Genomic DNA, 15,775 nt, shown 5'->3' on the forward strand with positions numbered 1-15,775 from the left:
CTTGTTTTTTGTCGCCCCTACTTCCAGCACTCGCCGCAGTTCCAATGTGGGAGTTGCACAAAAGCTGACACTGTATTGATTCAAATGTGGGAGCAGGCAAGCCAGCCCACACTTATTTTTACCGCCCCCACTTCCAGCACCCGCCGCAGTTCCCATGTGGGAGCGGGCTTGCTCGCGAAAGCGGTGGGTCAGTCAATACATGTACCGACTGACCCACCGCTTTCGCGAGCAAGCCCGCTCCCACATTTTTTGATCTGTGTGCATCCTCGAAACGTCAGTAATCATCCCCGCGCGCCGTCACATCCCGCTCCATTGGCTCGGCATTCGGGTCATACCCCGCGGGGAACTTGCCTTTGAGCGTCCAGGCAAACGCAATAATCTCGGCGATGGTGCGGTACAGCTCTTCGGGAATGCTGTCACCCAACTCCATGCGCGCCAGCAGTTTCACCAGCTCGGCATTTTCATAAATCGGGACTTCATGTTCGCGCGCCAACTTCAGGATGGCTTCGGCCAGGGCGTCGTCGCCTTTGGCGGTCAGGGCGGGGGCGGCTTTGCCGTCGTATTTGAGGGCGATGGCCTGGCGTGGTGGGTTGGGGTTTTTCATGCGGTTTCATCCACCCAGCGTTGTTCCAGCCCGGTCTTTGGCCCGCGGGGCGGGGTGCCGAGGTGGCAGTCGAGGTCGCCGACATTGAGGCCCGACGACACCAGGCGCTCGCGCAGGCTGCCCAGGTGGCTTTCGATCAGGCTGGCGGTGTAGGGGCGGGTGGCCCATAGCTGGCTGGACAGTTTGCCCTGGCTCAATTGTGCCTGGACCTGCAAGGGGCCCAGGGGCTCCATGTCGAAGGCCAGTTCCACGCGCCACAGCATCTTCTTCGCGTCGCGTTCGATCTTGCGTTCCGGCTCGTCCTTGTCCGGCGCCGGCTCTTCGCGCTGGAACTTGACCTGCAGCGGCACGATGTCTTGCAAGGTGCGCATGGGGATTTCCAGTTGCCAGGTGGTTTGCAGGCGGCCATCGGCGGTGGTGCCACTCTGTTCCAGGCTCGACAGTTGATGGCTCTGCAAGCGCGAGATGGCGCCGGCGGCCAGGCGCAGCAGGGTTTCCAGGCTGTTTTCACCGTCCAGGCGCTGCAGCAGGCGCTCCGGCAATGGGAAGCCGCCCGGGGCGTTGCGGGCGCCCACCTGGCCGAGGGTACCCAGCGGGCTGCGGACAAAGCTGGGCAGCATCTGCGCCAGGGTATTGGCGGCCAGGATCGCGTTGAGGTTGGTGTTGGCGGGCAGGGCGGGTAGCAATTCGTTGACCAGGCGCAGCAGGCTGCCTTTCATATCCAGCGGCGGCACTTGCGGGTTTTGCCCGGCCAGCAGCTTGGCTTCAAGGAACACGCCGCTGTTGTGCAGCAGTTGCGCCAGCACCTTGGGGTTGCTGACCTGCGCCACATCCGGCAGCCCGGCCAGCAGGCGATCGACGGCGGCGCGCAATTGCGCGGAGGTGTCATCGGGCAGGTTTTTCAGGGCATTGAACACGCCCTCCAGTGAGGCCTGGCGGCTTTGCTGGGCGGCCAGTTGCTGGCTGACCGCCAGTTGATCGCGCAGCCCGCTCAGGGGCACGAAATCCAGGGTCTGCGCACCCTGCACCACGGCACTCAACAAGCTACCGACGCGCAGCGGCTGCGGGCTTTCCAGGGTCAGGGTGGTACCGCTCAGGGCGTTGTTGAGCACCGACACCAGCGAACGGTATAACGCCGGTTGCCCGGCGCCCTGGGGCAGCATCTGCGAGGTCAGCACCTTGGCCTGGAGCAAGGTGCCCACCGGCAACTGGTGGGTGTCGATGCGGGTCAGGGCGGCGACATTGGCGCTGAGGGCCTGCTGCAGGCTGATCGCCAGGTCGCCCGATGCCGTCTGGCTCACCGCCACATTGCTGCCCAGGGGCAGTGGCTGGCTGCTCGCGGCCTGCACCAGGGTTTGCCGGCCACCTTCAAGGGTCAGCTTGAGCAACAGCTGAAAGGCTTCACCGCCTTGCTTGAGCGCCAGGACCTCGGCGTTCACGGTTTTGCCGGCGTCGATCAACCCTGTCTGCGGCTCCAGCAGTTTCAGCAGTTCGCCCACCGCAGGCGCAGGCCTGGGCCCGGAAGCCGGGGCAGGGGGCAGGGTCGGAAGGTTGATGTCACCGGTCATCGTGGCCGCCGTCTCAAGGAAATTGCCCTCTTTAGAGTAGGGCATCACATGTATAATGCCGCCCGTCTTCAAAGAGCGGGTCAAAAACATCTCAACTGATTGATCCAGCTCTCTAAAACAGGCCGCCAATGCAGTTATTGTGCATCTCTTTAACGGCCGTTCCACCGCCGACTTGAACCGTAAAGGCCCGCGATCTTGTGACCAGCCCCCTACTTGAAGCCGTTGCGCTTGCCTGTGAGCGAGACCTGCGGATGCTGTTCGAACACCTCGAGTTGCGGCTGTCGGCGGGCGACATGGTGCAGATCAGCGGCCCCAACGGCAGTGGCAAGACCAGCCTGCTGCGCCTGCTGGCCGGTTTGATGCAGCCCACGGCAGGCCAGGTGCGCCTCAATGGCAAGCCGCTGCAAGAGCAACGCACGGAGCTGGCGCGCAATCTGGTGTGGATCGGCCACGCTGCGGGGATCAAGGATGTGCTGACGGCCGAAGAGAACCTCAGTTGGCTCAGCGCCCTGCATCATCCGGCCTCGCGCGCATCCATCTGGCACGCCCTGGCGGCCGTCGGGCTCAAGGGCTTCGAAGATGTGCCGTGCCATACCCTGTCGGCCGGCCAGCAGCGCCGGGTGGCCCTGGCCCGCCTGTACCTGGAGGGCCCGCCGTTGTGGATCCTCGACGAACCCTTCACCGCCCTCGACAAGCAGGGCGTGGCGCAGCTCGAAGAACACCTGGCCCGGCACTGCGAGCAAGGCGGCATGGTGGTCCTCACTACCCACCACACCTTGACCCGCATGCCTGCCGGTTACCGCGACCTGGACCTGGGACGGTGGTCGGTATGAGTGTATTTGCCCTGTTGGTCGCCCGCGAAGCCCGTTTGCTGTGTCGCCGCCCGGCTGAACTGGCCAACCCGCTGGTGTTCTTCGCGATTGTCATCGCGTTGTTCCCGTTGGCGGTCGGTCCCGAGACTAAACTGTTGCAAACCTTGTCTCCGGGACTGGTGTGGGTCGCGGCCCTTTTGTCCGTCCTGCTCTCGCTGGACGGGCTGTTTCGCAGTGATTTCGAAGATGGTTCCCTTGAACAGTGGGTCCTTTCGTCGCACCCTCTGCCTCTTCTGGTTCTGGCCAAGGTACTGGCACACTGGGCCTTCTCCGGCCTGGCGCTGGTCCTGCTCGCACCGCTGCTGGCGATGATGCTGGGCCTGCCCGCCGAATGCCTGCCCGTCTTGCTGGCCTCGTTGTTGCTAGGCACTCCGGTGCTGAGCCTGCTGGGGGCGGTGGGTGCAGCACTGACGGTGGGCCTGAAACGTGGGGGGCTGTTGCTGGCCTTGCTGATTCTGCCTTTGTATATCCCGGTATTGATCCTGGGCAGCGGCGCCTTGCAGGCCGCGCTCATGGGGATGCCGGCGACCGGTTACCTCTTGTGGCTTGGCAGCCTGACCGCCCTGGCGGTAACCCTGACACCCTTTGCTATAGCGGCCGGCCTGAAGATCAGCGTCGGCGAATAATGAGGTCTGACCCGGTATTTTCACTGCGTCAGTAAAGACCCTAAGCTTCTTGCAACGACAAGAAGCAACCGTGATGGAAACAGCAATGAACTGGACCTGGTTTCACAAGCTCGGCTCGCCCAAGTGGTTCTACGGGATCAGCGGCAAAATGCTGCCCTGGCTCGCCGTCGCCGCCTTCCTGCTGATCGGTATCGGCCTGGTCTGGGGCCTGGCCTTCGCGCCACCGGACTACCAGCAGGGCAACAGCTTTCGCATCATCTATATCCACGTGCCCGCCGCGCTGCTGGCCCAGTCCTGCTACGTGATGCTCGCGGTGTGCGGCATTGTCGGGCTGGTGTGGAAGATGAAGCTGGCCGACGTCGCCCTGCAATGCGCGGCGCCCATCGGTGCGTGGATGACCGCGGTGGCGCTGCTCACCGGGGCAATCTGGGGCAAACCGACCTGGGGCTCGTGGTGGGTCTGGGATGCGCGACTAACGTCCATGTTGATTCTGCTGTTTCTGTACTTCGGTCTGATTGCCCTGGGCAACGCGATCAGCAATCGTGACAGCGCCGCCAAGGCCTGCGCGGTGCTGGCGATTGTCGGTGTGATCAATATCCCGATCATCAAGTACTCGGTGGAGTGGTGGAACACCCTGCACCAGGGCGCCACCTTCACCCTCACTGAAAAACCGGCGATGCCCGTGGAAATGTGGGCGCCGCTGCTGCTGATGGTCCTGGGCTTCTACTGCTTCTTCGGCGCAGTGTTGCTGATGCGCATGCGCCTCGAAGTGCTCAAGCGTGAAGCCCGCGCCAGTTGGGTCAAGGTCGAAGTGCAAAACAGCCTGGGAGCCCGTGGATGAGTTTCGCCTCTTTCAGTGATTTTCTCGCCATGGGCCACCACGGCCTGTACGTCTGGACAGCCTATGGCATCAGCCTGGCAGTCCTGGCCCTCAACGTTGTTGCGCCGATCCTGGCCCGCAAGCGTTACCTGCAACAAGAGGCGCGTCGTCTGCGCCGGGAGACCGATAAGTGAATCCGCTGCGTAGAAAGCGTCTGTTGATCATCCTTGCCATCCTGGTGGGCGTCGGGTTAGCCGTAGGCCTGGCCTTGAGTGCCCTGCAGCAGAACATCAACCTGTTCTATACCCCGACCCAGATCGCCAATGGCGAAGCGCCGCAAGACACGCGGATCCGTGCCGGTGGCATGGTCGAGGCCGGCTCCCTGAAGCGCTCCGGCGACTCCCTGGACGTGACCTTCGTGGTTACCGACTTCAACAAATCCGTGACCATCACCTACCGCGGCATCCTCCCGGACCTGTTCCGCGAAGGGCAGGGCATCGTTGCCTTGGGCAAAATCAACGCCCAGGGCGTGGTGGTGGCCGATGAAGTGTTGGCCAAGCACGATGAAAAATACATGCCGCCGGAAGTGACCAAGGCCCTCAAAGACAGCGGCCAATCCGCGCCCACCCCAGCCAAGGAGGGTTAAGCAATGACCTCTACATTGTTTATTCCCGAGTTGGGCCAATTGGCGATGATCCTCGCCCTGTGCTTTGCCATCGTCCAGGCCATCGTCCCGCTGCTGGGCGCCTGGCGCGGCGACCGGCTGTGGATGAGCTTGGCGCAGCCCGCCGCCTGGGGCCAGTTCGCGTTCCTGGCGTTCGCCTTCGGTTGCCTGACGTACGCTTTTATGACCGACGACTTTTCCGTCGCCTATGTGGCCAGCAACTCCAACAGCGCCTTGCCCTGGTACTACAAGTTCAGCGCCGTGTGGGGCGCCCACGAAGGCTCCCTGCTGTTGTGGGCCCTGATCCTCGGCGGCTGGACCTTTGCCGTGTCGGTGTTCTCCCGGCAGTTGCCGCAAGTCATGCTGGCGCGGGTGCTGGCGGTGATGGGCATGATCAGCATCGGCTTTTTGCTGTTCCTGATCATGACCTCCAACCCGTTCGAGCGGATCCTGCCGCAGATTCCCATGGACGGTCGCGACCTCAACCCGTTGCTGCAGGATATCGGCCTGATCGTCCACCCGCCGATGCTGTACATGGGCTATGTGGGCTTCTCCGTGGCCTTCGCCTTTGCCATCGCCGCCTTGCTCGGCGGGCGTCTCGACGCCGCCTGGGCGCGCTGGTCGCGGCCATGGACCATCGTCGCCTGGGCCTTCCTCGGCATCGGCATCACCCTGGGCTCGTGGTGGGCCTATTACGAACTCGGCTGGGGCGGCTGGTGGTTCTGGGACCCGGTGGAAAACGCCTCCTTCATGCCCTGGCTGGTGGGCACGGCGCTGATCCACTCCCTGGCCGTCACCGAAAAACGCGGCGTGTTCAAGAGCTGGACCGTGTTGCTGGCCATTGCCGCCTTCTCCCTGAGCCTGCTGGGCACGTTCCTCGTGCGTTCCGGCGTGCTGACCTCGGTGCACGCGTTCGCCGCCGACCCTGAGCGCGGTGTGTTCATCCTGATCTTCCTGCTCTGTGTAGTCGGTAGTTCGCTGACTCTGTTTGCCCTGCGCGCGCCGGTGGTCAAGAGCCACGTCGGCTTCAACCTGTGGTCGCGGGAAACCCTGCTGCTGGGTAATAACCTGGTGCTGATCGTTGCGGCCTCGATGATCCTGCTGGGCACTTTGTATCCGCTGGTGCTCGATGCCCTGACCGGCGCCAAGCTGTCGGTCGGCCCGCCGTACTTCAACGCATTGTTCATCCCGTTGATGGGCCTGCTGATGGTGGTAATGGCCATCGGCGTGCTGGTGCGCTGGAAAGACACCCCGGTCAAATGGCTGCTGGGCATGTTGATCCCCGTGCTGCTGGGCAGTGCTGCACTGTCGGTGGTTGCCGGGATTGCCTACGGCGACTTCAACTGGGCAGTGCTCGCCACCTTTATGCTCGCGGCCTGGGTGTTGCTGGCCGGCGTGCGCGATATCTTCGACAAGACCCGGCACAAGGGCCTGATCAAAGGCCTGCCCACCCTGACGCGCAGCTACTGGGGCATGCAGATCGCGCACATTGGCATCGCCGTGTGCGCCCTGGGCGTGGTGCTGTCCAGCCAGAACAGCGCCGAGCGCGACCTGCGCCTGGCCCCTGGCGAGTCCATGGACCTGGCCGGCTACCAGTTCGTCTTTGAAGGCGCCAAGCACTTCGAAGGGCCGAACTTCACCTCCGACAAAGGCACCGTGCGTGTGCTGCGCAACGGCAAGCAAATCGCCGTGCTGCACCCGGAAAAACGCCTGTACACCGTACAGAGCTCGATGATGACCGAAGCCGGGATCGACGCCGGGTTCACCCGTGACCTGTATGTCGCCTTGGGCGAACCCCTGGGCGAGGGCGCCTGGGCCGTGCGGGTCCACGTCAAGCCGTTTGTGCGCTGGATCTGGTTCGGCGGCCTGCTGACCGGCTTCGGTGGTTTGCTGGCAGCGATGGACCGGCGTTACCGGGTCAAGGTCAAGAGCCGGGTGCGTGAAGCCCTCGGCATGCAGGGAGCTGCGGTATGAAGCGTTGGTTGATGGTATTGCCACTGGCGTTGTTTCTGCTGGTCGCGGTGTTTTTGTATCGCGGCCTGTACCTGGACCCGGCCGAGCTGCCGTCGGCGATGATCGGCAAGCCGTTCCCGGCGTTCTCGTTGCCTACGGTGCAGGGCGATAAAACCCTGACCCAGGCAGACCTGATCGGCAAGCCGGCTCTGGTCAACGTGTGGGCCACTTGGTGCATCTCTTGCCGCGTGGAACACCCGGTGCTGAACAAGCTGGCGGAGAAGGGCGTGGTGATCTACGGCATCAACTACAAGGACGACAATGCAGCGGCCTTGAAGTGGCTGGCGGAATTCCACAACCCGTACCAATTGGACGTGCGCGATGAAGACGGCAACCTGGGCCTGAACCTCGGCGTCTACGGTGCCCCGGAAACCTTCTTTATCGACGCCAAGGGCGTGATCCGCGACAAGTTCGTGGGGGTGATCGACGAAGTGGTCTGGCGCGAACAACTGGCGGCCAAGTACCAGGCCCTGGTGGATGAGGCCAAGCCATGAAGCGTTGGTTGACCGCCGCAGTACTGGCCCTGGGCCTGGTGGGCGTGGCCCATGCCGCCATCGACACCTACGAGTTTGCCCGCGATGGCGACCGTGAGCGTTTCCGCGAGCTGACCAAGGAACTGCGCTGCCCCAAGTGCCAGAACCAGGACATCGCCGACTCCAACGCACCGATTGCCGCCGACCTGCGCAAAGAGATCTTCCGCATGCTGGGCGAGGGCAAGGACAATCAGCAGATCATCGACTTCATGGTCGATCGCTATGGTGATTTTGTCCGCTACAAGCCGGCGCTGACCAGCAAGACCGCCTTGCTCTGGTTTGGCCCCGCCGCCCTGTTGCTGGGTGGCCTGGTGGTCATGGCCGTGATCGTCCGCCGTCGCCGTGCGGCGCCTACCGATGGTTCTGATGCGCTATCTGCCCAAGAGCGCCAACGCCTCGACCAACTGCTGGACAAAAAAACTGATGATTGATTTCTGGCTCGCAGCTGGCCTGCTGCTCCTGGTTGCCTTGAGTTTCCTGTTGATCCCGGTGTTGCGCGTACGTCGCGCCCAGCGTGAAGAAGACCGCACCGCGTTGAACGTCGCGCTGTATCAGGAACGTGTTGCTGAACTGCAAACCCAACAAAGCGAAGGCGTGCTCAACGCGGCGCAACTCGATACCGGCCGCGCCGAAGCCGCCCGTGAATTGCTGGCCGATACCGAAGGCGTGGAAAAGCCCCGCGAATCGCGCCTGGGCAAGCCGCTGCCACTGCTGGCCGCCGTGCTGGTGCCGGTGTTGGGCCTGGGGCTGTACTTGCATTACGGCGCCATCGACAAGGTTGAACTGACCCGCGAATTCGCCCAGCCGCCGGTATCCCTTGCCGACATGACCCAGCGCCTGGAACGGGCTGCGGCGGCGCAACCGGATTCGGCCGAAGGCTTGTACTTCCTGGGTCGCGCCTACATGGCCCAGGATCGTTCGGCCGACGCGGCCAAGGTCTTCGAGCGCACCGTGGCCCTGGCCGGTCGCCAGCCCGAGTTGCTCGGGCAGTGGGCCCAGGCGCAGTACTTTGCCAACAACAAACAGTGGTCGCCGCAGCTTCAGGCCCTGACTGACGAAGCGTTGAAACTCGACCCGAAGGAAGTCACCAGCCTTGGCCTGTTGGGCATCGCCGCCTTTGAAGGGCAGCGTTACCAGGAAGCCATCGACTACTGGAACCGTCTGTTGGCCTTGTTGCCGGAGAAAGACAACTCCCGCTCAGCGCTGCAAGGCGGCATCGACCGCGCGGCCGAGAAGTTGAAAGAGGGCGGCGGTGCCGTCGCGCCAATTGCCAAGACCGCCGTGATGAAAGTACGCGTGGACCTGGCGGCCGACGTCAAAGCCCGCGCTCTGCCGACTGACAGCGTATTCATCTTCGCCCGCGCCGTTTCCGGCCCGCCAGCGCCATTGGCCGCCAAGCGTGTCACCGTGGCCGACCTGCCGGTGACCGTCGAACTGGGCGATGCCGATGCGATGATGCCGCAGTTGAAACTGTCCAACTTTCCCGAAGTCCAACTGGTTGCGCGCATCTCACGGGCCGGTCAACCGACTGCCGGCGAGTGGATCGGCCGCAGTCAACCCCTGGCCAGCAGCACCACCGCGACCCAGCAGTTGACCATCGACAGTCCGGATCAATAATTTCGAGGAAATCCCCATGACCGCCATCGCTCGTATCACCCTGCTCAGCCTGGTCTTGGGCTTGAGCGCTTGCGCGGTCCATCGGCCACCTCCAGCCCCTACGGGCCCGACCATTCCACCGTCGGGCCCCTCGACCCAGCCGGCAACCAAACCTTCCGGCCCGGTCACCGCCCCCGCCAAGCCCTTGCCCAGCAAGTCCCCAACCTTCGCCCCACCCCCCGGCGCTGCCAGCCACTGGGACGGCAAGATGCAGGTGTACGTGCTGGACGAGCAACCGGACACCTTCTACCGCCAGCGCACCTACTACCGCTGGAGCAACGGCTGGAGCCGCTCCATCAGCCCGAATGGGCCATGGGAAGAGACGAATGTGCAGGGCGTACCGCCGGGGTTGAGCAAGCAGTACGCAAAATGAACTGTCTGTGAGTGATCGTTCCCACGCTGCGTGGGAATGAGTTCCTAAAGGCGACCTTTGAACGGTCGCCTTTTTTATGATTGTTTTTGGTGTTGCTTAATTTGTTGTAGGAATTACCCTTCGCTAAAATAGGAGTTTTCTTTGTTTGTCCTGCGAATAGTCTGTGGGAGTAGATTTATATATTAAACGGAATTGTAGTCTTGGATTTTTTTGTTTTGGAAAGAATGGCTCTGGTTCGCCTGTTTTAGCGGGATGAGAAATATTTCTTCGCTTGGTTGACATTTTTTCTACGTGGATAATAATTTTTATATGGAGGTAAGGGGGTAATGGATTTATAAACTTAGGGTGTGCAGAGGGAGTCAAGTATGAATATTGAGTCTTCGTCCGAGTTTGGATCTGCCAAAAGAACTGACAAGAACGAAATATATAGAGTATGTGAGGCTGGATATAACGAAATTGCCAGTGCAATCATCAGGCACGGCGCACTTCGAGAGCTTGAAAGGTTTGGTGAGATCCTTTCTGCCCAACCCTTGAGCCATGAGGGACTGGCCACGTTCTTTGGAACCCTATGGGCGTTTTTCAAAGATGTCCCAGCCGGTATCGTGGCATTGGCTGCACGGGTTACAGATGAGTGGATCAAGGAAGATAGATGGAATGGAACTGCGAAAGCTGCTCATATTCTCTACGCATCTGTGGACGAGTATGGGTTACATCAACATAACAAACATATGCTGCCAACCCATCACCAGATGTTCAAGGCGCTGACGACCCACTTGGGTTTATCTGATGCTGAATTATTCAACCCTCACTACATTCTTCCGGAGGGTACCGCCATGGGAAATAACACCTATCGATCGTACCGCTCTGAACTTTTAGGCGAGGCATTGGGTTTTCATCTCGCATCGGAGATGACGTCGTCGCGGGAGTTTCAGTATTTTCTCAAAGGGTTTCAGAGGTACGCAGCCTCCTATGGTTTAAGGGGTGAAGATGACCCGGTCCTGGCCTTTTTTGCTATTCATTGTGAAGTCGAACCTATGCATGTAGCGACAGGGCGAGAAATAATAATTTCTTATTTGGAAAAAAATCCAAGTATTGCTCCGCAAGCGATGCGCGGGGCAATGGCCTTTATGGATGGATTTGAACATATGTTTGCTGCGTTGAATCAACGCCTGACGATTGTTTGAATTAATAAGTTCAAGGGTTTTCGCTATGTCAAAATCTTACGAGTGTCAAATTTGTCACTATGTTTATTCGGAGCTTACTGGGGAGCCCTTAGCTGATGTAGTGGCTGGGACAACTTGGGAGCAGATAGGTGAGGACTTTAAGTGCCCGCATTGCCATGCAAATAAAAAAATGTTCAGGGAGGCTTTGGAGTAGGTGCAAGAAATTCTGAGTTCTGCGGCGTTTGCCACAATTTTATCGCTAAGTTTTGGACCCGTAGCCTTCATTATTTTTAGGCAGTCCATCACCCATGGCCTACGTAGCGCAGTACCCGGAGCATCAGGTGCGGCGGTTGCAGATGCAGTGTTTGCAGCCGTCGCCTTTACAGGCTTGAAGACAGTCGAAGGGGTTTGGTTGGCAAACAGTCACCTATTAACGTGGTTGGCGATTGCTTATATTTTTTACCTGGGTGCGATGACTTTCAAAAGACACCTCTCACCAAAACAGGTGAAGAGCGCGGCGGGTTTTATCCCTGTTTTCTTGCTGACGTTGACCAGTCCTTTCACCATCGTTGCGATTTCTTCTTACGCCATTGCCAGTGGGATTACCCTTCAAGGGTATGGACTTTACTGGTGTTTAATCGGCTTTCTGGCTGGTTCATTTCTAGGCCAGATGGTTTATGCCGTGGGGGGCGGGCTTATCAAAAAGCGTTTGCCCGACCCTCCGAACCTAAGCTTGTTCAACCGGGTCAGCGGGGGCCTCCTGATGGGGTTTTCGGTATACCAGGGGGTTCGTATTTTGGTTGGATGACCGAACCTTTTCCTGTCGCCTTTTTTATGACTTGAACTCCAATCCAAATGTGGAAGACCGAACTCCAGGACCCCGGCGCACCCGAAGTTGCCCCGCGCACAGCCGCCATATCGCTGCGTGAAAAAGGGCGACGACCGAGGAATGGAGACCCGGCAGGGCTGGGCCCTCCTGCGGACAGCTCGCCCAGCATGATGTGTGCCTGTTAAATGATGAGCCGTAGGGAAAGTCCTGTTTTGATCATTCCCACATGGAGCATGGGAGCGATCCTCATATGCATGGGAATTGTCCTTCAGTTGTTCCAACCTTTCATAAAACTTTCATCAAACCGCCCTCCTGCAGTCATGTGCAAGTCATAGCCCTGACACCTCCCGCGCCTACTGTCGTTTGAACTCAAACGCAGCCACGCAAGGCTGTTCAAACCAGACAGAGAAGCCCATGACTCTCGCTATCCATGTCGATCACCTGAACAAGACCTTTGCGAAGAAAACCGCGCTGGTCGACCTCGAACTCACCATCGCCAGCGGCGAGATGGTTGCCCTGATCGGTGCATCCGGTTCCGGCAAGTCCACGTTGTTGCGCCATCTTGCGGGGCTGGCCTGTTGCGACAAGGGCAACGGCGGCAGCGTCAATGTGCTGGGCCGAGAGGTGCAGGCCAGCGGGCGGTTGAATGGCAAGGTGCGGCGGTTGCGCGCGGATATTGGCTACATCTTCCAGCAGTTCAACCTGGTCAATCGCCTGAGTGTGATCGACAACGTGCTGCTTGGTTGCCTGGGCCGCATGCCGCGCTGGCGCGGCAACCTCGGGTTGTTCAATGCCGAGGAAAAGCAATGTGCCATGGAGTCCCTGGCGCGGGTTGGCCTGGCGGACCTGGCCCAGCAGCGGGCCTCGACCCTGTCCGGTGGCCAGCAGCAGCGCGTGGCGATTGCCCGGGCCTTGACCCAGCGTGCCGAAGTGATCCTGGCCGACGAGCCGATTGCCTCCCTGGACCCGGAGTCGGCGCGCAAGGTCATGGAGATCCTCGCCGATATCAACCGCCGCGACGGCAAGACCGTAGTCGTGACCCTGCATCAAGTCGATTACGCCATGCGTTATTGCCCACGGGCCGTGGCGCTCAAGGGCGGGCGCATTCATTTCGACGGGCAGGGCCGCGAGATGAGCAGCCAGTTCCTCAACGATCTGTACGGTGCCGACGTCGACACCAGCCTGATGTTTTCCGAGCCGCCGCGCCGTTCCGAACTTCCCCAGCGCCTGGCCCTGGCCCGCGCTTGAACCTCCATTCACGATCCCTAGGAGTCGCCTGTATGTTGAACCGTATCGGTCATGTTTTCCTGTCTGCCGTGTTGTTGGCCAGCGTCGCCTTGGGCAATGCCCAGGCCGCTGACAAGGCCATCAACTTCGGCATCATGTCCACCGAGTCTTCGCAGAATCTCAAGAGCATCTGGCAGCCGTTCCTCGATGACATGCACAAGAAGACCGGCCTGACCATCAACGCCACCTTCGCCTCCGACTACGCTGGCCTGATCCAGGGCATGCGCTTCAACAAGGTCGATGTGGCCTGGCTCGGCAACAAGGCAGCGATGGAGGCGGTGGACCGCTCCAACGGCGAGATCTTCGCCCAGACCGCTGCCGCCAACGGCGCCGCCGGCTACTGGAGCCTGCTGATCGTGCGCAAGGACAGCCCGCTCAACTCCGTCGAAGACATGCTCAAGAACGCCAAGAACCTGACCTTCGGCAATGGCGACCCAAACTCCACCTCCGGCTACCTGGTGCCGGGCTACTACGTGTTCGCCAAGAACAACGTGGATGCCGGCACCGCCTTCAAGCGCACCCTCAACTCCAGTCATGAAGTCAACGCACTGAGCGTGGCCAAGGGGCAGTTGGACGTGGCTACCTTCAACACCGAAAGCTGGGACCGCCTGGAAGTGACCCAGCCGGACAAGGCCGCGCAACTCAAGGTGATCTGGAAGTCGCCGCTGATCCCCGCCGACCCGATGGTGTGGAGCAAGGCCCTGACTGACAGTGAGAAGACCAAGATCCGCGATTTCTTTGCCAACTACGGTGACACCGAGGCAGAGAAAGCGGTGTTGAAGAACATGCAATTGGGCAAGTTCCTCGCGTCCAACGACGACCAGTTGCTGCCGATCCGCCAGTTGGAGCTGTTCAAGCAGCGCACCACCATCAGCGCCGACAGCAAGTTGGCCGAGGCGGATAAAGCCAAGAAGCTGGCGCAGATCGACGCCGACCTGGCCACGCTGCAACAGCGCCTGAGCGAGCTGGACAAGAAACCCGACGCCAACGGCTAACCCCCTGTTGGAGCTGGGCCTATGTGGGAGCGGGCTTGCCCTGATGCCGATCAGTTAAGCGAACGCAATGCTCAAAGCAACGAAGATCAAATGTGGGAGCGGGCTTGCTCGCGAAGACGTCGGCCCAGCAAACATTGATGTTGACTGACCCACCGCTTTCGCGAGCAAGCCCGCTCCCACACACATAGCTCCCACACAAGCGGGTTCCCCCATAGGCCCCGCTCCAGTAATTATCGAGAGTGATCCATGACGACCTTGCACGCTGAAGCCGTGGGTAAAAGAACCTGGCCGCAATACCTCGGCTGGGGCCTGTTCCTGGTGCTGCTGGCCTGGGCCTGGAAAGGCGCGGAAATGAACCCGCTGGCGCTGTACCGCGATTCGGGAAACATGGCGACCTTCGCCGCTGACTTCTTCCCGCCGGACTTCCACGAGTGGCGCTCCTACCTCAAGGAAATGATCGTCACCGTGCAAATCGCCCTCTGGGGCACGGTGCTGGCGATTGTCTGCTCGGTGCCCCTGGGCATCCTCTGTGCCGACAACATCACGCCCTGGTGGATTCACCAACCCCTGCGCCGGGTGATGGATGCCTTTCGCTCGATCAACGAAATGGTGTTCGCCATGTTGTTCGTGGTGGCGGTCGGCCTTGGTCCGTTTGCCGGGGTACTGGCCCTGTGGATCAGCACCACCGGGGTACTCGCCAAGCTGTTTGCCGAAGCCGTCGAGGCCATCGATCCCGGCCCCGTGGAAGGTGTACGCGCCACCGGTGCCAGCGCCTTGCAAGAGGTGATCTACGGCGTGATCCCGCAAGTCATGCCGCTGTGGGTGAGCTACGCGCTGTACCGCTTCGAGGCCAATGTACGCTCGGCGACGGTGGTGGGCATGGTCGGCGCTGGCGGCATCGGCGTGATCCTGTGGGAGAACATCCGCGCCTTCCAGTTCGTACAGACCTGCGCGGTGCTGCTGGTGATCATCGTGGTGGTGAGCCTGATCGACGTGCTGTCCCAACGCCTGCGCAAGCGGTTTATCTGACCTTGGAGGGGTGCCTGCGGGCGCTTTTTTTAAAGCATGCAGTTGTCTAGACAAGATGAGCCGGTGTACCGCGAACTCGCCGATATCCTGCGCCGTGAACTCAGCGGCTACCAGGCCGGGGAGTTCCTGCCGGGCGAAGTGCAGTTGGCCGAACGCTTTGGCGTCAACCGCCACACCCTGCGCCGCGCCATTGATGAGCTGGTGTTCGAAGGCAGTCTGCTGCGCCAGCAGGGCAAAGGCACGCAGGTGCTGGACCGGCCGCTGATTTACCCGATGGGCGCCGACACCGCCTACAGCCAATCGCTGTCGGCCCAGGGCCATGGCGTGCAGGCGCTGCTGCTCAAGCGCCGCTACTGCTACGCCAGCCGCGAAGAAGCGCAGCACCTGGGCATCGCCGAAATGGCGCCGATGATTGAGCTGCAAACCCTGCGCAAGCTCGACCAGCAGCCCGTCAGCCTGATCCGTCATCGCTACTGCGCCAGCCACGCGCCGTTGCTGGCGGATTACAACGGCGGCTCCCTGCGTCAGTACCTGCGCGAGCGCGACCTGCCGTTGACCCGCACCCAGAGCCTGATCGGTGCGCGCTTGCCCAACCGCGACGAAGCCGCGCTGCTGATGATGCCCCGGCATCTGCCTGCACTCACGGTATTCACCCTTTCCCGCGATCGCGATGGCCGCCCGGTGGAGCTGGCGCAGTCCACCAGCCGTTCGGATCGCTTCCAGTACCAGGTGGTGACTTGATG

19 protein-coding genes are annotated in these 15,775 nt (G+C 60.9%); 17 read left to right on the top strand and 2 right to left on the bottom strand.

Going from position 1 to position 15,775, the window contains the following annotated elements; translation table 11 throughout:
* Positions 1 to 274: 274 nt before the first annotated feature.
* Together K1X80_RS08960 and K1X80_RS08965 are read right to left on the bottom strand one after the other, a co-directional pair.
* The gene (locus K1X80_RS08960) at positions 275 to 604 is read right to left on the bottom strand and encodes an EscU/YscU/HrcU family type III secretion system export apparatus switch protein (RefSeq protein ID WP_057438823.1); all 330 of its coding nucleotides are present in this window, start codon (positions 602 to 604) and stop codon (positions 275 to 277) included.
* Positions 601 to 2,172: a flagellar hook-length control protein FliK gene (locus tag K1X80_RS08965; protein ID WP_186625966.1), complete on the bottom strand. Its 1,572-nt coding sequence runs from the start codon at positions 2,170 to 2,172 to the stop codon at positions 601 to 603. Before K1X80_RS08965 ends, K1X80_RS08960 begins: the two co-directional genes overlap by 4 nt.
* Positions 2,173 to 2,369: 197 nt before the next feature.
* Here K1X80_RS08965 and ccmA point away from each other — a divergent pair, with 197 nt between their 5' ends.
* The 17 genes from ccmA (at position 2,370) to phnF (ending at position 15,773) form a co-directional block, all read left to right on the top strand.
* On the top strand, positions 2,370 to 3,005 hold the full coding sequence (gene ccmA, locus K1X80_RS08970; protein WP_057958957.1) for a cytochrome c biogenesis heme-transporting ATPase CcmA: 636 nt from the start codon (positions 2,370 to 2,372) through the stop codon (positions 3,003 to 3,005).
* Positions 3,002 to 3,670: a heme exporter protein CcmB gene (gene ccmB / locus K1X80_RS08975; protein WP_032859085.1), complete on the top strand. Its 669-nt coding sequence runs from the start codon at positions 3,002 to 3,004 to the stop codon at positions 3,668 to 3,670. Before ccmA ends, ccmB begins: the two co-directional genes overlap by 4 nt.
* 85 nt (positions 3,671 to 3,755) lie before the next feature.
* Positions 3,756 to 4,511, top strand: coding sequence for a heme ABC transporter permease (locus tag K1X80_RS08980; RefSeq protein WP_057958958.1), 756 nt, complete (start codon positions 3,756 to 3,758; stop codon positions 4,509 to 4,511).
* The gene (gene ccmD, locus K1X80_RS08985; protein ID WP_029292593.1) at positions 4,508 to 4,684 is read left to right on the top strand and encodes a heme exporter protein CcmD; all 177 of its coding nucleotides are present in this window, start codon (positions 4,508 to 4,510) and stop codon (positions 4,682 to 4,684) included. The genes K1X80_RS08980 and ccmD overlap by 4 nt, the downstream gene beginning before the upstream one ends.
* Complete coding sequence (ccmE, locus tag K1X80_RS08990; protein ID WP_057958959.1) at positions 4,681 to 5,136, top strand: cytochrome c maturation protein CcmE; 456 nt, start codon at positions 4,681 to 4,683, stop codon at positions 5,134 to 5,136. Before ccmD ends, ccmE begins: the two co-directional genes overlap by 4 nt.
* A 3-nt stretch (positions 5,137 to 5,139) precedes the next feature.
* A complete protein-coding gene (locus tag K1X80_RS08995) occupies positions 5,140 to 7,128 on the top strand; it encodes a heme lyase CcmF/NrfE family subunit (protein ID WP_220172822.1) in 1,989 nt (662 codons plus the stop codon).
* Positions 7,125 to 7,661, top strand: a complete 537-nt coding sequence (locus K1X80_RS09000) for a DsbE family thiol:disulfide interchange protein (protein WP_029292599.1) — start codon at positions 7,125 to 7,127, stop codon at positions 7,659 to 7,661. The genes K1X80_RS08995 and K1X80_RS09000 overlap by 4 nt, the downstream gene beginning before the upstream one ends.
* Positions 7,658 to 8,131: a cytochrome c-type biogenesis protein gene (locus K1X80_RS09005; protein WP_057438827.1), complete on the top strand. Its 474-nt coding sequence runs from the start codon at positions 7,658 to 7,660 to the stop codon at positions 8,129 to 8,131. The genes K1X80_RS09000 and K1X80_RS09005 overlap by 4 nt, the downstream gene beginning before the upstream one ends.
* A complete protein-coding gene (gene ccmI / locus K1X80_RS09010) occupies positions 8,124 to 9,317 on the top strand; it encodes a c-type cytochrome biogenesis protein CcmI (RefSeq protein WP_057958961.1) in 1,194 nt (397 codons plus the stop codon). Before K1X80_RS09005 ends, ccmI begins: the two co-directional genes overlap by 8 nt.
* Before the next feature lie 16 nt (positions 9,318 to 9,333).
* Positions 9,334 to 9,729: a hypothetical protein gene (locus tag K1X80_RS09015; protein WP_057958962.1), complete on the top strand. Its 396-nt coding sequence runs from the start codon at positions 9,334 to 9,336 to the stop codon at positions 9,727 to 9,729.
* 365 nt (positions 9,730 to 10,094) lie between these two features.
* Positions 10,095 to 10,913, top strand: a complete 819-nt coding sequence (locus K1X80_RS09020; protein ID WP_186625968.1) for an iron-containing redox enzyme family protein — start codon at positions 10,095 to 10,097, stop codon at positions 10,911 to 10,913.
* A gap of 25 nt (positions 10,914 to 10,938) precedes the next feature.
* Positions 10,939 to 11,106 carry a rubredoxin gene (locus K1X80_RS28500; protein ID WP_081044206.1) on the top strand — a complete coding sequence of 56 codons (168 nt, stop codon included), beginning with the start codon at positions 10,939 to 10,941 and terminating at the stop codon, positions 11,104 to 11,106.
* Positions 11,107 to 11,700, top strand: coding sequence for a LysE family translocator (locus tag K1X80_RS09030; protein ID WP_057958964.1), 594 nt, complete (start codon positions 11,107 to 11,109; stop codon positions 11,698 to 11,700). It begins immediately after the preceding gene.
* A gap of 435 nt (positions 11,701 to 12,135) precedes the next feature.
* A complete protein-coding gene (gene phnC / locus K1X80_RS09035) occupies positions 12,136 to 12,969 on the top strand; it encodes a phosphonate ABC transporter ATP-binding protein (RefSeq protein WP_220172823.1) in 834 nt (277 codons plus the stop codon).
* 32 nt (positions 12,970 to 13,001) lie between these two features.
* Positions 13,002 to 14,003: a phosphonate ABC transporter substrate-binding protein gene (gene phnD, locus K1X80_RS09040; RefSeq protein WP_115127678.1), complete on the top strand. Its 1,002-nt coding sequence runs from the start codon at positions 13,002 to 13,004 to the stop codon at positions 14,001 to 14,003.
* Positions 14,004 to 14,249: 246 nt separating this feature from the next.
* Complete coding sequence (gene phnE / locus K1X80_RS09045) at positions 14,250 to 15,032, top strand: phosphonate ABC transporter, permease protein PhnE (protein ID WP_032859104.1); 783 nt, start codon at positions 14,250 to 14,252, stop codon at positions 15,030 to 15,032.
* A 36-nt stretch (positions 15,033 to 15,068) separates the two neighbouring features.
* Positions 15,069 to 15,773 (top strand): phosphonate metabolism transcriptional regulator PhnF, encoded by a 705-nt coding sequence (gene phnF / locus K1X80_RS09050; protein WP_057438832.1) that lies wholly within the window; start codon positions 15,069 to 15,071, stop codon positions 15,771 to 15,773.
* Positions 15,774 to 15,775 lie beyond the last annotated feature (2 nt).

Source organism: Pseudomonas sp. So3.2b, assembly GCF_019464415.1.
Lineage (GTDB): Bacteria > Pseudomonadota > Gammaproteobacteria > Pseudomonadales > Pseudomonadaceae > Aquipseudomonas > Aquipseudomonas shahriarae.

What these genes read in the sequence shown, in the direction of transcription:
- K1X80_RS08960 (WP_057438823.1), bottom strand. Translation starts at nt 604, where the DNA reads ATGAAAAACCCCAACCCACCACGCCAGGCCATCGCCCTCAAATACGAC.
- ccmD (WP_029292593.1), top strand. Translation starts at nt 4,508, where the DNA reads ATGAGTTTCGCCTCTTTCAGTGATTTTCTCGCCATGGGCCACCACGGC.
- K1X80_RS09020 (WP_186625968.1), top strand. Translation starts at nt 10,095, where the DNA reads ATGAATATTGAGTCTTCGTCCGAGTTTGGATCTGCCAAAAGAACTGAC.
- K1X80_RS09015 (WP_057958962.1), top strand. Translation starts at nt 9,334, where the DNA reads ATGACCGCCATCGCTCGTATCACCCTGCTCAGCCTGGTCTTGGGCTTG.
- K1X80_RS08965 (WP_186625966.1), bottom strand. Translation starts at nt 2,172, where the DNA reads ATGACCGGTGACATCAACCTTCCGACCCTGCCCCCTGCCCCGGCTTCC.
- K1X80_RS09000 (WP_029292599.1), top strand. Translation starts at nt 7,125, where the DNA reads ATGAAGCGTTGGTTGATGGTATTGCCACTGGCGTTGTTTCTGCTGGTC.
- phnD (WP_115127678.1), top strand. Translation starts at nt 13,002, where the DNA reads ATGTTGAACCGTATCGGTCATGTTTTCCTGTCTGCCGTGTTGTTGGCC.
- K1X80_RS09005 (WP_057438827.1), top strand. Translation starts at nt 7,658, where the DNA reads ATGAAGCGTTGGTTGACCGCCGCAGTACTGGCCCTGGGCCTGGTGGGC.
- phnC (WP_220172823.1), top strand. Translation starts at nt 12,136, where the DNA reads ATGACTCTCGCTATCCATGTCGATCACCTGAACAAGACCTTTGCGAAG.
- K1X80_RS28500 (WP_081044206.1), top strand. Translation starts at nt 10,939, where the DNA reads ATGTCAAAATCTTACGAGTGTCAAATTTGTCACTATGTTTATTCGGAG.
- phnE (WP_032859104.1), top strand. Translation starts at nt 14,250, where the DNA reads ATGACGACCTTGCACGCTGAAGCCGTGGGTAAAAGAACCTGGCCGCAA.
- phnF (WP_057438832.1), top strand. Translation starts at nt 15,069, where the DNA reads ATGCAGTTGTCTAGACAAGATGAGCCGGTGTACCGCGAACTCGCCGAT.
- ccmB (WP_032859085.1), top strand. Translation starts at nt 3,002, where the DNA reads ATGAGTGTATTTGCCCTGTTGGTCGCCCGCGAAGCCCGTTTGCTGTGT.
- K1X80_RS08980 (WP_057958958.1), top strand. Translation starts at nt 3,756, where the DNA reads ATGAACTGGACCTGGTTTCACAAGCTCGGCTCGCCCAAGTGGTTCTAC.
- K1X80_RS08995 (WP_220172822.1), top strand. Translation starts at nt 5,140, where the DNA reads ATGACCTCTACATTGTTTATTCCCGAGTTGGGCCAATTGGCGATGATC.
- ccmI (WP_057958961.1), top strand. Translation starts at nt 8,124, where the DNA reads ATGATTGATTTCTGGCTCGCAGCTGGCCTGCTGCTCCTGGTTGCCTTG.